The following is a 14,138-nucleotide window of genomic DNA, read 5'->3' as shown; positions in this document are numbered from 1 at the left end:
TTCGCACTAGCTGCGCGTCGCCGCCCGTTTTGCCGGAGCTTGCGGAGCTTTGGCACGTCGTCGAGGGAGAATTTTGTCCCAGTCCCTGACAGTGATGCTGATTGCTGAATTTTCAAGTGCGTTGCCGTGCGGGGACTTGGTTACTCCGTCGTCAGCGTGGGACCGGTGATCCACTGGTCGGTCGCCACTTGGACCCAGATCAGCCCGAAGGCTTTTTTCTTGGCAAAATACTGCCAGCGGGTATTGGGAGCCAATGTTCGCTGGGTGAGCTGGCCGGTACCGGTCATGATGGGGGTCGTACTGTGCGTGCGCACGATGCCCCGTTCTTTGACCGTGCTGGTGCCGCTGGCCAGCGTGCCGGCGGCAGCACTGACCCATTGGCCTGTGGCGACCTGATACCAGATCGAGCCGTCTGTCGCAAAGGCGGTACGGGATACCTGCCAACGGGAACCCTGGGCCAGGGTGCGGCCGGTGGTTTGGCTGGTCAGGCCCTGATAGAGGGCGGCGCCGCCGCGCTGGGTGATTGTCAGCACGTCGTTGGTCGCGTATTGGTAGGCTGTTTTTTCCACCGGACCGGGCACGTTCGGTTTGGTCGCAGCGATATCTTGACTGCGCAGCCAATTATTTGTGCCGACCTGGTACAGTGTTTCACCGGTGGCCAGCTTAGCCACACTGGTCGCCCGCCAAGCAGAAGCATAGGGCAGCACCCGGCCGGTGGCTTGACGGCCGGCAGTATAGGTGTTGTAGACGGCTGCCCCGGTCCTGTTGGCCACGTAAATGACTGTATTAGCGGGCGTCACCGTTGTCGGTGCGGTGGTCGATGTGTCGCCGGCGCTGATCCATTGGTTATGGGCCACTTGGTAGAAGACCTGACCATCCAGGCGGGTGGCTGTGTTGGTGACCCGCCAAGCCGTGCCCAGCTTCAGCGTCCCACCGGTGGGCTGGCGGTTATCACTGTAACTGGTGTACACCGTCGCCCCAGCGCCGGCCGTGACGTAAGCCACTTGGTTCGAAGGAGCCACTGCGGCATCATATTGCGTCAGGTCCCACCGCTGGATCAAGTCATTCAACGTGTCGCCATAAGTCGGCGCGGTGGCATATTTGCCGGTCAAGGCCTTCGTTGCATCCTTGTAAGACGTCGTGTTTTCGACCCACGTCCCAGCGTAATAGCCCGCGTCCCAGCTCACGCCGTTACGCAGCTTGTTGCCATTGTCGTTGAAGGAAGAAAGCAGGTCCGGATACTTCTTGAACTTCTCTGTGACAGTGACCATCTGATTCTTGTCCTTATCCCATTCCTGGGTAGGCATATCGACGGAGGCACCGTTGTAGTCGCCCTTGATGCCAAAGAGATTGTTATTGGGCGGCAAAGCCAGCTGGGACGTGCCGTAGTGGCTTTCCAATACGGCCTGGGCGATCATCACCGACGGGTACAGGCGGTACTGGGTGGCTACCGTGCGCGCTGTGGCAGCGGCCGTTTGGATGAACGCGGCCTGCTGGGCCGGTGTCACAGTCGCGAGTTTGGCCAGCGTCACCGTGTCTGCCGCGGCTTTGGCCGGGTGCGGAGTAATGGCCGAGGCGACCAAAGACAGGGCCAGGCTGCTGGCCAAGATCAGTTTTCCCCAGGCGTTCTTTTTATTCATATCGTTTTTCCTCCAATTTAACCGATGGGCTATGGGAATAGCATACCAAAGACGGCCCTTGTTCAGCAATCAACAGCGCTCCTAATAATAGCGCAGACGGCGCAAGACCCGGTTGATGTCCCCAGTCCATTCTGGGGTGGAACTGGTGTCGCCGGTGAGCAGTCGTTCCACGGCATAATACGGCTGGTCCCGCATGGTGTGCAGAGCGGCCTGGTCGGGCACGGCGTCGGGGTGCCGCTGCGCCCATTGCTTCATCAATGGACTCAGCGGTACCCGGGGCGAATGCACCCCGGCTTGTTGGGCCAATGTTTGCAGGAACGTCCACATTTTCTGACCGACCGTCAAGGCATCGTCAATGTGCTGGTTGATATCGGCGTGCCAGTAAGGCAGTGTTAACGGCGCGCAGGGGGCTGCAAAATGGAAGGTACAGGTGCGCTGAGCATAAGTTTGGTCGACCCGCGCCAGGTGGTGCAGGGCCACGAAGTGCGGGCTATTGTTCCGGGTCGCGCCCAGGGGGAGGTAGATCAGCCGGCCAAATGCCGCCGGCAGCGGCAGCCGGTTTTTCTTTTCTCGTCCAGTCTGCATCAGATCCCGGGGCAGCATCAGTGATAGCAGGAGGGTGCGGCTCATGGCCTGGTTGAGGATCTGTTTGGGCGTCTGCGGGGTGTGCAGGATTCGCCCGTCGGTGTAGCAGACCAGCGTACCAGTCGGGTGGGCCACAAGGGCAGCGATGTTCGGTGTGAGCCATACTTTGTCGGCGGCGGGGTGCGGTTGAGCGGCTAAGGTCGCCAGGGTCTGCGGCACGCTGGCCGATAATGAAGGGGTAGCAGTGATAGTCATCTTCCTTTCTTCTGAGGGCGGGTGGCATGTTGTTTCAAAAACCATAGGCTACTATATCGTAATTTGTGACGAATATTACTTTCAACAATTGCATGCTCACTCAACGAATTGTGGTCGGATCTATGAAAATCGCTGCCATGAAGTGTTTGCCCAGGCCGCGATATTTGGCAGTGAGTACGCGCTGGACTTGTCATCGCTTGCTTTCTTAGCTATCATATAACCATTGTGAATCCGGCGGTTGGACCGGAAGAAAGCAGGGAGAGCAATGGCGCTGGTACAAATTGAGAGCAGTCGCGATGGTGAAATGAAAATCTTGGACAATGTCACCCGGATCACGTTTTATTACGAGGACCAGCCTGAGCAAGGGTTCATCGGCAGTCAGCTGCTCGATTTGATGAGCAATTTGCCTCAAGGGTGGTCATCGGTCGTCATCGGGACCCCGTGGTCAGAGCAGCGGCTGGATACGTCGTGGCATTTCACCGCGGTGAATCCCAGCGATATTGAAATGTTGTAACCCCATCATACGGAGCACATGCGCAGCACCGCTGGTTGAACGGACCAGCGGTTTTTTTGTGCCCGCAAACCGCCGGCGGGGCGTGCTTTCTTTCATCTGATAGGTGTCGGGAAGGAATCAGTTTCCTGATAATCTGACATTACTCAAGCGCTTGGGAATATGTTGTAAGGGTGATGTCGATCATGGCACCAGGAGAATTATGGGCAGCGGGCTTTGCGGCTGCTCAGGAGGAAGAAAAGCTGATCAACGGCGCAGTCAAACGCGCCGGCCGGTCGTTCGGGGTGTTTGCCCGGGAAGACTTGGTGCAAGAAGCCATGCTGATTTTTGCCGAGTGCTACGTTGCTGAACAGCCGGTGACGGAGCAGGAATGGGCGGCTTTCCGCCCCCGCGTCTACCAAAAGATACGCTGGGTCTTAGGGGATTTACGCCGCCGCGAAAATTGGTGGCAGGAGCGGCAGGCCAGTGAAATCTTGGCGGCCGACGGGGCGCCGGCCGCCCCGGAGTTAACTGATTTATGTTTATTGCTGCGCGGCGCCAGTCACGACGTGCGAGAAAAGGCCATCGTGGAGGAACATTGGCTGCGCGATGTCCCTTTACAAACGGTCGCCGACCATTTGGGACTGTCGATTCGGACTATGCGCAACGCCCGGAATAAACTTCGTCGGCGTTTGCTCAGTGATGATAAAAGACCGCTTTCGTAAACTTAGAAAACTAAACCTTGTCCGGCTTTGAGAAGGTTGATAAGATAACAATATCGGGTTGATACCCATACAGGAGGTTATTTCATGACGGGAAGGAAATACCGCGGCTCGCTGACGTGCGCATTGGTGCTCAGCCTCATCGCGGGCCCCGCCGTCACCATGACGGTACAGCACGCTGCCGGTCCGACCGCGACGCACCATGCGGTTCAGGCGGCTACAGACATCAATGCGTACATTGCAGCCCAAGGCTTCGCCAACCCGGCGATTACCACTTACGCCACCACGTTTACTAAAGGGTTTGCTTACCGCAATGGGGTCGGCCGACCGGAAGGCATCGTGATCCACGAAACAGCCAACCCCAATTCCACCATTGACAACGAGATTGCCTATATGCAGCGGGAATGGATGACGAATTACGCCTATGTCCATGCGTTCGTGGACGGGTCGCGGATCATCAATATCCATCCCACCGATTACGGGGTGTGGGGTGCGGGCCCGGCCGCCAATGCGCGGTATATCCAGATTGAACTGGTCCAAGCCCATAGCCTGGATGAATTTGCCCGCTCGGTGAACAACGATGCTTATTACACGGCCTATCTATTGAAGCAATACGGACTGCCGGTGTCCTTAGCCGATACTGCGGGGAGCGGTACCGTGTGGTCCCACAATGCCGTCAGCAGCTACCTCGGCGGGACCGACCACACCGACCCGGTGGGCTACTTTGCCCAGTGGGGCTACGACATGGATCAGTTCTTTGCCCTGGTCCAGAAAAAATACAATGCCTTGAACGGCGGCGGCCCGACCGCTGACCTAGATCAGGTGGTCAGTTCCAAAGGGGAGAACTTATACGGCCAAGTTCAAGGCAACAATATCAATGGGACCTATGTTCTCACGAGCCAAGGCTTCCGCTTGGAGAAAATGAGTGCTGCTTATGACGGCCAGGTGTTCCGCATCGACCAGAGTGCGCAGACGGACAAAGGCGTCACGATGTACGAAATGGCTGATGAGAGCGGCAAGGGCTTGTTCTGGGCCATTTCTTCCCAAGTGGATGTATTGGGGACCTGGCATCCCACACCGGCGGCGACTCTCCAACCGGCCAGCGGTATCTTCACAGTCACCAGCGGCGGCCGCGGCACGCCGGTACTGGATGCCCCCGGCGGACTGAACCGGCAGGCCCGCTTCTTGGCCGCGCCCACGCGCTGGCAAGTGCACGGGGTAGGGACCACGCCGGATGGTCAACGGTACTATAAGGTCGGAACAAACCAATGGGTCAGTGCCGCCACTGGCAACTATGCCGGCGCAACACCGCCGGCAGCGGAGACGCCGACCCGTACACCGGTCAACGGCGTCGTCCGGATTGCCAGTACGACCGGTGCGCATGTTTACGGCAGCCCCCAGCAGAACCCCACCGGGCGGGTCCTACCGGCGAACAGTGCATGGCGAGCATTCGAAAAGGCGACGTTCAAGGATGGCAGCGTGTGGTACCGCGTGTCAGGGAAAGAATGGATTCCCGGGACAGCAGCCACATGGCAGGCAGCCGCCGGTAACAACGGCGGTCAGACGAGCCCGGCCGTGGCGACGCATGTGTTATCCGGCGCTCAAGCACAAGTGACCGCGGCCGGCGGCGCCCAATTGCGCCGCAGCCCGACTGATTCAACGGCCGCTGGCCAACTGGCTGCCGGCAGCCGCTGGCGGGTCAACAAGGCAGCGGTCCTGGCGAATGGCCAAGTGTGGTACCTGGTCGGAACGAACCAGTGGCTGAGCAGCCAGCAAGCCGTCCTGAATAACGGTCAGCTGCTGCCGCTCCAAGGCATCGTACGGATCACCGCCAGTGCCGGTGCCACGATGATCAACACCGCCGGCCAGAGCCTGCCGGGGGTATTGCGGACCGGGTCGCGCTGGCAAGTGACCGGTTTCCGCGTCGTGAACGGGACGGCCCAGTACCGGGTGGCGACCAATGCCTGGGTCACGGCCGGCCAGAGTGCATTCCAGTAAAAAAGTGAATGATTTGCAGTAAAAGAGCGTGCTGCCGACTGGTGTTTGAAGTCGGCGGCACGTTTTTTTGGCAACAAAAAACCGGTCTGCAGCCAGACCGGTTTAACTAAATATTCAGTAAATGAATTACAGTACCCGGACACCAAAGCTGGGCATGAAGTAACCGGAAATCGAAGCAATTTGGACACCCTGGCCCGGTTGCGGTGCGTGGATGTATTGATTATTGCCAATGTACAGGCCAACGTGGTAAGTCGAACCACGGCTGCCCCAGAAGACCAGATCGCCGGCCTTTAAGTTAGAAATAGATACTTGTGTACCCGCAGATTCTTGAGGTACAGTCCAGCCGCCGATGTTCTTGCCTGCGGCGTGCTGGAATACGTAGTACATCAGACCTGAGCAATCGAAGGAAGAAGGTCCCTTGCCGCCCCATACATAAGGCTTGCCCAGCTGCTGCTTAGCCAAGCTGATCACTGCTTGAACACTGTTGCTCGGCGTGCTGACGTTGGTGCTGGCGGCGGCATCGGCAGCGGCGTTGGACTTAACGATGGCCGCGTACTCAGCGTCGGTCATCATGTCGGCTGCCTTGACCCAGCAGTTGGTACCCAGCTGATACCAGGTTTGGCCGCTGGCATCCTTGGTGGTCTTGGTGATCTTCCAGCGGGAACCAGCGCTCAAAGTGCGGGCATAGTTCGGGTTGGTGGACGGTGCAACATAAGCAAATGTATCCGTGTCACCTGTGGTGACCACACCACCGGCATTAACGATCGTAGCGGCTTGGACGGTTTGAGCAGTGTCTCCGATAACTTGGCCGGTGACGGCAACGCCACCGAGAGCGAGAACTGATGATGCAACCAACGTAACAAGTGATTTCTTCATAAAGAATGCGACCTCCGAGAATGTATTTGTGTTTTAGTAATTTCTTAACTTAACAACGCTCTCAATACTAACGGACGCGTGTTGCAAACCTGTTACAGTCTCACCATGGAAAGGTTACAAAAACGTCACTTCGAGGGTCAGAAAAAGACACAAAGAGCCGCGTCACTTGGGATAATCCCATGGTGACGCGGCTCTAAGGCTGATTAAGCAATCATCATTAATGTGAAAAAAGTCCGGTTAAAAGAGACGCCGCGGCCATTTGACCGCAATCGTGGTCAATACCAGCAGACACAACCCGCTAATCGATAGCCAGCGGTCGGCGCTGGTCTGTTCCCCGGTTTGGGGCAGCGTGTCATTCCTAGCCGCACTGCTGCCGTAGTTCTCATATTGGATCGACGTGATTTGTTCCGTCAAGGTGACCACCGGTTTTGTTTGGGCAGCGTCATGATGTGCGGAAGAAGCAGCCGTCTTGTCCGGGGCGAGGGTGAGGACCGGACCGCCCTTGGCCGGCGGTGTTTGCTCGGCCGGTTTTTGCGGCTGGGCAGTATCCGTGCCATCGACTTTATCGCCTACATCGCTGGTGTCCGTCGCCGGGGTTTGATCTTGGCTGCCGTCGGTTGTGGTCAAGCTCGGGGTACTCGGCGTCTTGTCGTCGTCTTTCTCCCCGTCAGCGCCCTGTTCCGGCTTGTTCGCCGTCAACACGGCCTGCCACTGATCGAAGAGGGTGCTGTAAGCAGGGACCGGTTGGCCAACGGTGAAGGTCGCCGCGGCTTTCTCGGCCGCCAAGGCGTCGCCAATCGTGCTGGTGGTCGTCTTCGCTGGTGATTTTAGAAAGGCCGCTAGTTCGACGCTGGCACCGCTGGGTAAAGCTTGCGGTATTAATCCGTCGGTCACTTGCAACGCCATCCGCCAAGTCAGCTGGTCCAAGACCTGTTGGACCCGTTGATTCAGGTCGGCAGGGCTGCTGGCCGCGGCCACCAGGCTGCTCAATGGCTGGTCCGTCACGTGGTACTGCCCATTGGCGGCGACCGTAATGATTCCTAATCGCTGCCAGCCTTGGGCAGCGGCGGTGATTTGCAGCTGGGTCAAAGCCGGTGCTAAGACGGTCGCCGTCATCTTCTGCGCGACCGTTGGCAGCACGGCCGTATTGATCGGTGCACTGAATAGACCGGCCAAACTGGCCGACTGGTTGGCCAATACCGCGGCGCTGCCCTGGGGCAAGTCGCCGGCACTGATCCCGGCAACGGTCATAGCGGTACGCAAGCTCACCTGCTGACCGATGGCAGCCCAAGCAGCATCCAACGCGCTCGCATTGTTGGCGTTTTGGATGACGTCTGCCAGGGTCGTTTGGGTATCAACGGTGAGTACATTACCAGATCGTTGGAGCACCGGGGTGGTCCAACTCACCGGAACGACGGCGTCGCTTAATAAGTCCGTCGCTAATAATTGCTGTTTAACTGATTGCCAATTCGTATTCTGAGTACTGGTTTCTGTGGTGGTTGCCGTGTCTACCGGCATCTGTGTGATTGGTGCCATCGCTGTTGTGCCTAACATCAGCGCTGCAGCGATCCCCAGCGACCAAACGGCCGCATGCTTTTTCTCTCCCATGATGTTGCCTCCGTTCCACCATCTATCTATTCATTATAGCCTGTTGAACCGGTTCCAGGCTACTGCCCGAGACGGATATTTGGTGGGAGAAAAGGCTTACTTGGGCCTTTCTGATGGGATCAGTAAAATTTCTTAAAATAATACTGTGCCAGGAAAAGTAATGTGTGCTATGATATAGATAATTCAAAAAGGAGGCGCGGACATGGCGGCAACGCACATTTCTAACGATATGATCCGCGGCTACACCGGGACGATTGTGTTGAACATCCTCGCCCAGGGTGACAGCTACGGCTATCAGATCAGTAAAGACGTGACGGCCCTGAGCAAGGGGACGTACACCATTAATGAAGCGACGCTCTACACGGTGTTCCGGCGGCTGGTGAAGAACGGCAGTATCAGCGGCTATTGGGGCGATGAGACCCAGGGCAGCCGGCGGAAGTATTACAGCATCACCGCCCAGGGCCGGGAAGAGCTCACCGCCGCCCAGAAAAATTGGGACGTGGCGAAGCATGTGATGGATGACTTGATTTTAGGAAAGGTGGTTACGGCTCATGAGTAACGCAGATCGGGACGTATTGATCATTCAACGGCTGAACCAATCGTTCAACCACTATCCGCAGACATCGGATAACAAGGACTTATTCGCGGAATTGTTCGGCAACTTGCGGGATTCGGCGGCGGAGAAAATGGCCGCGGGGAAATCCGCGGAGGAGGCTGTCGCGGCCGCGTTCCAGGAGTTTGGGGACGTGGACGAGCTGCTGCAGCAGGTGAACGCGGAGGACGGCACGGCCGCCAACGCGACTGAGCAGCCGGCGGCGCCCGTTGCACCGCAAGCACCGGCGGCACCATCAGCACCGGCACAGCCGACACCGCTGCCTAACGCCCAAGGGCGCTCGCCGCAACCGGCAGCGGTACCGCCGGTTCACGGTAAGACCGCCCCGGCACCAATCGGGACCGGCATTCACCGGGATCCGCGGCTGGTGGAAGTCCAGCATCTGGGGGCCCCGGCTAATGGAATTTCTGCCCTGGCCGTCACCTATCCGGACGACGTGGAACTGCAGCCCATCGACGGCGATCAGTTCACACTGACGGAGTATATGACTACCGATGAACCCAATATGTACGCGCGGATGGCGGTGCAGGGCGGCACGTTGACTGTCCAAGCCGGCCGGCGCTCGCACTTTAGCTTCACCTTCCGCATCAATCAGCTGAGCTGGGGCTTCCACGCCTTACTGGTCATCGGTGTACCCCGCAGCTTCAGCGGCAGCGTGACGGTGAACGGTGACGATGGTAACGTCGCGGTCCACGATTTGGACACCCTGACGGACGTCGCGGTCAAGCTGGACGACGGGAATCTGCATCTGGCCAACGTCAGCGGCGATGAATTGGATGTAGAAAGCGGGGACGGCAACGTTATCTTGGCGGCGGCCAGCTTCCCCCAGACCAGCCTGAGTGCCGACGACGGCAACATCAAGCTGGATCACTTCCAGGCCGCAGACGAACTGAGTGTGGAAAGCGGGGACGGCAACATCATTCTGAACACGGTCAACGCGGGCAGCCTGAGCGTCTCGGGGGATGATGGCAACCAGAATTGGACGGTGGTCCACGCCAACGATGTGACCGTGTCCTTCAGTGATGGGCATTGGAACGCCAGCGACATGACGGCTACCAGCCTGGACCTGTCCTTCGACGACGGCAATGCCGCAATTCGCCGCAGCACCATCGACCAGCCGGTGACTGCCAGCTACGAGGACGGGTCGCTGACGCTGGAGCAGTTCACCGGGGCGGGCGACTTCACCGCCGAGGACGGCCGTTTCGCCGCCAGTTTCACGGCGGTGACCGGCAACCTGAACATTTCCGGCGAAGACGGCAGTACCCGTTTGGAACTGCCCGTGGGGGCCAGCTACTACTTCAACCTGCGCCGGGAAGACGGCCGGGTGAGCGTACCCGACGAGGCTGTTTTCAGTAAACAGGGTCACCACCGCTGGCAGGGGTCCGTGGGGACCGCGCCGGCCTTCACGGTGACTGTGAATAAAGAAGACGGCAGTATCAGTATTCGCTAACGATTTTCTGCAAAGCTAAATCTTATTTCTGTCAGTGGTACGCTAGAATAAATGAGTGTGGAAGAACTGGAGGAAATCATTGTGCGGCGTAAATGGGGATGGATCGTGGCCAGCCTGGCTCTGGCGGTACTTCTGCTGGTCGGCGGCTGCGGTCAGCACCAAGACATGGTCGGGCCGGTCTTGAAGCGGTCTAAGACGACCTGGTACCTCTATCAGGGGAAGGGCAAGAGCGATGTGCTCTCGTTCCAATTCAATAAGGCGGACGTGGTCGTCAAGGCTGTCGATGCCGTGGGCGAGACGGCCGGCGAGAACAAGCTCGACAGCAGCTTCGCCAACCCCAAGTACACCGGGGATATCAGCAAGAACACGCTGCAAGTCAAGGCCAATCCGGCCATCAATCTGACCTTCGTGGCGCCCTATGCCGGTGCCGGCAATGGGTACGCGGTGACCGGCTACACCGTCACGTATCAGGGCAAGACGTACCGCTTTGCGCGGTTGAAGAATACGGACCAGCGGAAGAAAGAAAAGAGCAGTACCGCCGCCAGCAGCAGCCAAGACGGCGGCACCAGTGCTAACGGGGACAATTCCTCGCTGGCCAATCGGTTGATGACTGCGTTGGTGGACGTGAACGCTGGCGCCCAACCAGTGGCCGACAAGGCGTATGTCGGGACCTTTTCTTACCGGATGTTTGTCGGTAAAAACGTCGCGGCCGGGGAGATCACGGTGAATGCCAACGGCACTTACCAAAATGCCTGGACGGAGCTGAACACGACGAAACCCGCCGATGCCAACAAGGCGTCAGTCATTTCGTACAGCATCAGTACGGGTCAGCTGCAAGCGGCGTACGGCAAGGAGTACCTGGCGCCGAAGAATCTGCTGACGGTGAATTACACGGTCCATGGGCAGAATGCCGCGCGGCGGCTGCCCCAGCGGGTGACGCTGTGGACGAATGGCCGTTCCGGCGACAATATCAACCTGGCCCGGGCGCGGATTGAGAATACGGATGCCCAGCTGATCTTCTACTCCAAGGACATCACGCCGTGGCCCAAGGAAGGACTCGGACCAGCGCAGACGGGGGTGGCGTTGACCAAGATGAACGGGTACGTGCCGGGGATTCCGGACGTATATAACAATACCCGCAACGCCTACCGAGCGATTCAAAAGACGCCGGTCCAGAGCAATGCTGACTTCATGCAGCTGGTGGGGGCCATCACAGATGCCAACGATTCGTCCATCGGCAACGTGTCGGTGGACTTCACCGACCTGTACGGCGCGGGCGTCAAGACCACCGACTACCAGGGCATCAACAAGGACGGCACGAAACAGGCCCAGATGCAGTATGTCTTCGTCGTTTCTCCGGCCAAGGTCGTGGAGGGCGCGACGTACATTATCAACACCCAGAGCGGGGCGCTGCTCGTCTTCGGTCTGCTGGACGGCAAGTTATACTTGCTGCATCAGCCCGATCCGGACTCGTCCACGGTGACGTGGATGGGGCTGACCGCAGATTTGACCGTGCCGCCCTTGCAGATCCGCTTGAATCCGAGTATTTAATCATCAGGCCGCCAGCCTACCGCTGGGGGCCTTTTTGGTAGAAAAGAGTGGGCTCTGTACGGCGGTCGGACCCCGGTATATAATGATGGCGTTCAGATGGTACCTACCGATTGGTCAAAGGAGGATTTATCCTGATGAAAAAGATTCTGATTTCTTTATTTGGTGCCGCATTGCTTGGTGCCGGTGCACTGACGGCAATTGTCCCGGCCCAGGCCCAAGCAGCCGACAGTAACGGCAGCCAAATTGCCACACAGACCAAATTTACCACCCAAGGTGACCTGGGGGTCGTGACGACACTCAAAGCAACGGATGTCTATACGGATAATACACTGAGCAAGCCCACGGGCCGCACGATTGCCAAAGGCACCCGCTGGCGTTACGATTTGATCGGAATGGAGACGGGCAGCATGGGGACCTATCCATTTGCCTACCGGATTGGTACGAATGTGTGGATTCCAGCCAATGCGGTATCACCCAATTCCTATTTGACCGAAGGCAGTGTGTGGACGAAGGGCATTGTACAAATTAGTAACAAGGCAGGCGCCAAAGTCTATAACGATGCGTATGCCATGGGTACGGTGACCCGCACGCTGCCTTATGGTTCCCGTTGGCAAAGTGCGCGGGCTGTTCTCGACAGTCATGGTGACGCGATCACTTACCAAGTGGGCCATACAGACTTCGTCAAGAGCAGTGATGTTGTCCTTAACCCGCAACCCGGTATCTTTACCGTGACCCGGTTGGGTGCGCAGACCATGATTAACGGTGTCACGGGTACGAAACCGCTGCCCAAAAATTCTCGTTGGCGGACGTTTGGCGCTCGCTACATTGGTGGTAATCTCAGTTACAAAATCGCGACGAACACTTACATCTTCGGTGTTTATGGAACTTGGACGCCAACCAAGTAACGTCACGCGGTAGACAGAAAAAGGAGACGGCCGATTGCGGTCATCTCCTTTTTTCATGCCGTTATGGCCAACCAATTAACGCAGTGCGGTTAAACCCGCTGGACTATCGGTGTAGTTGCCTTCCACCCATTGGTTCGGGGCAACTTGGTACCAGTACTCACCGCCAGCGTAAACCTGTTTAGTGGCTTGCCAGCGAGTACCGTCTTTGAGGTAGCGGCCAGAAAACTGCCGGTCAGCCCCGTAGCCGTTCCACAGGGCAATGCTTTGCCCCGCAAAGTACTTAATGGTAATGACTTTGCTGCTGGCGTTTTGACTGTTGCCATAGCCATTGGGCCAGGACGTATCGGTGTCTTCGATCCACTGGTTGGCCCCGATCTTGTACCAATAGTGGCCGTCAGCAAATTGCTGGTCATTGATCAGCCAGCGGGTATTGTTGCCCAAGTACCGGCCAGCGTAAGTACGGTTGGCGCCGTAACCGTTCCACAACGGCACGCCGATGCGGTTCTGCACCTGGACGACCCGTTTCGTCGTCGGTGCCGTACCGCCGTTATTTAAAACGGCGAGCTTCTGTTGGACTAAAGCCGCAAACTGATCCATGCTGTAATGCCAAGAAGCAAAGTAGGCCGTGGGATCCGTATGGGTGGTCCCGCCTAAGAATTGGGTGACGGCATTGTGGGACCAAATCGTGCCCTGGCCCGTATGCTCGGCCAGCGTGGCCGGCAGACCATAATGCTTCAGCAAGGTGGCGACGTAATACGCGTCGTTATTGATGGAGTGGGCAAAGTCTTCCGCAGTGTGTTCTTCCACCAGTTCAATCTGGATGAACCGGGCATTAGCCGCCGGACCAGCCCCCCAAACACCGTAATCGGTGGGGTGGATATTCACCACGCCCGTGTGATCAACGAAGGCATGCACGTAAGCCTGCCGTTTCACCCATTGGGTCTGCATCCGTTCGACTTCTTCATTCAAAGGCATGTCCGGATCGGAGGTCTCGTGAATGACGACCCCCTCAGGCTTGCCGACACCATGGCGGTATGGCAGCCAGTGGGTGAAGGTCGTCTGTTTCGTCGTGATGGTGGGATCAGCAAAGTGCTGATCATTGATGAACTGGTTCGTCACGGCGACTGGTTGGATCAGCGCCTCACTGGTGTAGGACCAGTGCTGGGCCATTTGCGGCACCGCCGCGACGGCCAGTACTGCCGCACACGCCAGGCTCAGGAGCAATCCGCGTTTCTTCAAAATAATCTCTCCCCTCATTCATTCCAGTACATTTTAACACGATTAAACTGAATGCAGGCGATTGCGTCCCTCGCTGTATGTGCTAATCACCGGGCTTTACCAATCGTGGCCCACCCAGCTAGTAGGAAGCCCTCAATCGGGAACAATCGGGAACGATCTTCCCGCCCCTACAAGGGACTGGGACAAAATTCATATTCCACGACATC

12 protein-coding genes are annotated in these 14,138 nt (G+C 57.7%); 7 read left to right on the top strand and 5 right to left on the bottom strand.

Annotated elements, in window-relative coordinates:
• Window positions 1-140: 140 nt before the first annotated feature.
• Together L248_RS15315 and L248_RS10430 are read right to left on the bottom strand one after the other, a co-directional pair.
• Window positions 141-1,640: a glucosaminidase domain-containing protein gene (locus L248_RS15315; RefSeq protein ID WP_052000007.1), complete on the bottom strand. Its 1,500-nt coding sequence runs from the start codon at window positions 1,638-1,640 to the stop codon at window positions 141-143.
• Between the two features lie 81 nt (window positions 1,641-1,721).
• Window positions 1,722-2,480, bottom strand: coding sequence for a hypothetical protein (locus L248_RS10430; protein ID WP_022530180.1), 759 nt, complete (start codon window positions 2,478-2,480; stop codon window positions 1,722-1,724).
• A 265-nt stretch (window positions 2,481-2,745) separates the two neighbouring features.
• Between L248_RS10430 and L248_RS10425 the strand changes: the two genes are divergently transcribed.
• From L248_RS10425 to L248_RS15310, 3 genes are all read left to right on the top strand, one after another.
• Window positions 2,746-2,994, top strand: coding sequence for a hypothetical protein (locus tag L248_RS10425; protein WP_022530179.1), 249 nt, complete (start codon window positions 2,746-2,748; stop codon window positions 2,992-2,994).
• 182 nt (window positions 2,995-3,176) lie between these two features.
• A complete protein-coding gene (locus tag L248_RS10420) occupies window positions 3,177-3,695 on the top strand; it encodes a sigma-70 RNA polymerase sigma factor region 4 domain-containing protein (RefSeq protein WP_040536269.1) in 519 nt (172 codons plus the stop codon).
• Between the two features lie 84 nt (window positions 3,696-3,779).
• Window positions 3,780-5,690, top strand: a complete 1,911-nt coding sequence (locus L248_RS15310; protein ID WP_081701295.1) for a peptidoglycan recognition protein family protein — start codon at window positions 3,780-3,782, stop codon at window positions 5,688-5,690.
• Between the two features lie 126 nt (window positions 5,691-5,816).
• Here the strand turns inward: L248_RS15310 and L248_RS16435 are convergent, their stop codons facing one another.
• Window positions 5,817-6,566, bottom strand: coding sequence for a C40 family peptidase (locus L248_RS16435; RefSeq protein WP_022530176.1), 750 nt, complete (start codon window positions 6,564-6,566; stop codon window positions 5,817-5,819).
• Between the two features lie 237 nt (window positions 6,567-6,803).
• Window positions 6,804-8,174 carry a hypothetical protein gene (locus L248_RS10405; RefSeq protein WP_022530175.1) on the bottom strand — a complete coding sequence of 457 codons (1,371 nt, stop codon included), beginning with the start codon at window positions 8,172-8,174 and terminating at the stop codon, window positions 6,804-6,806.
• A 202-nt stretch (window positions 8,175-8,376) separates the two neighbouring features.
• On the opposite strand from L248_RS10405, the gene L248_RS10400 reads away from it, so the two are divergent.
• The 4 genes from L248_RS10400 to L248_RS10385 all read left to right on the top strand — a co-directional run bounded on the left by L248_RS10400 (window position 8,377) and on the right by L248_RS10385 (window position 12,693).
• Window positions 8,377-8,733, top strand: a complete 357-nt coding sequence (locus L248_RS10400; RefSeq protein ID WP_022530173.1) for a PadR family transcriptional regulator — start codon at window positions 8,377-8,379, stop codon at window positions 8,731-8,733.
• Complete coding sequence (locus L248_RS15305) at window positions 8,726-10,237, top strand: DUF4097 family beta strand repeat-containing protein (RefSeq protein ID WP_022530172.1); 1,512 nt, start codon at window positions 8,726-8,728, stop codon at window positions 10,235-10,237. The genes L248_RS10400 and L248_RS15305 overlap by 8 nt, the downstream gene beginning before the upstream one ends.
• 81 nt (window positions 10,238-10,318) lie before the next feature.
• Window positions 10,319-11,788, top strand: coding sequence for a hypothetical protein (locus L248_RS10390; protein WP_155828634.1), 1,470 nt, complete (start codon window positions 10,319-10,321; stop codon window positions 11,786-11,788).
• 134 nt (window positions 11,789-11,922) lie between these two features.
• Window positions 11,923-12,693, top strand: coding sequence for a hypothetical protein (locus L248_RS10385; RefSeq protein ID WP_040536266.1), 771 nt, complete (start codon window positions 11,923-11,925; stop codon window positions 12,691-12,693).
• A 75-nt stretch (window positions 12,694-12,768) separates the two neighbouring features.
• On the opposite strand, the gene L248_RS15300 is transcribed toward L248_RS10385, so the two are convergent.
• Complete coding sequence (locus L248_RS15300) at window positions 12,769-13,932, bottom strand: peptidoglycan recognition protein family protein (RefSeq protein ID WP_052000003.1); 1,164 nt, start codon at window positions 13,930-13,932, stop codon at window positions 12,769-12,771.
• Window positions 13,933-14,138 lie beyond the last annotated feature (206 nt).

This window comes from Schleiferilactobacillus shenzhenensis LY-73 (assembly GCF_000469325.1).
Taxonomy (GTDB): Bacteria; Bacillota; Bacilli; order Lactobacillales; family Lactobacillaceae; genus Schleiferilactobacillus; species Schleiferilactobacillus shenzhenensis.
The sequence above is the reverse complement of the archived record's forward strand: the minus strand, read 5'-3'. Positions and strand labels throughout refer to the sequence as shown.

Coding starts and splice junctions, on each gene's coding strand:
- L248_RS15315 (WP_052000007.1), bottom strand. CDS start 1,640: ATGAATAAAAAGAACGCCTGGGGAAAACTGATCTTGGCCAGCAGCCTG.
- L248_RS10430 (WP_022530180.1), bottom strand. CDS start 2,480: ATGACTATCACTGCTACCCCTTCATTATCGGCCAGCGTGCCGCAGACC.
- L248_RS10425 (WP_022530179.1), top strand. CDS start 2,746: ATGGCGCTGGTACAAATTGAGAGCAGTCGCGATGGTGAAATGAAAATC.
- L248_RS10420 (WP_040536269.1), top strand. CDS start 3,177: ATGGCACCAGGAGAATTATGGGCAGCGGGCTTTGCGGCTGCTCAGGAG.
- L248_RS15310 (WP_081701295.1), top strand. CDS start 3,780: ATGACGGGAAGGAAATACCGCGGCTCGCTGACGTGCGCATTGGTGCTC.
- L248_RS16435 (WP_022530176.1), bottom strand. CDS start 6,566: ATGAAGAAATCACTTGTTACGTTGGTTGCATCATCAGTTCTCGCTCTC.
- L248_RS10405 (WP_022530175.1), bottom strand. CDS start 8,174: ATGGGAGAGAAAAAGCATGCGGCCGTTTGGTCGCTGGGGATCGCTGCA.
- L248_RS10400 (WP_022530173.1), top strand. CDS start 8,377: ATGGCGGCAACGCACATTTCTAACGATATGATCCGCGGCTACACCGGG.
- L248_RS15305 (WP_022530172.1), top strand. CDS start 8,726: ATGAGTAACGCAGATCGGGACGTATTGATCATTCAACGGCTGAACCAA.
- L248_RS10385 (WP_040536266.1), top strand. CDS start 11,923: ATGAAAAAGATTCTGATTTCTTTATTTGGTGCCGCATTGCTTGGTGCC.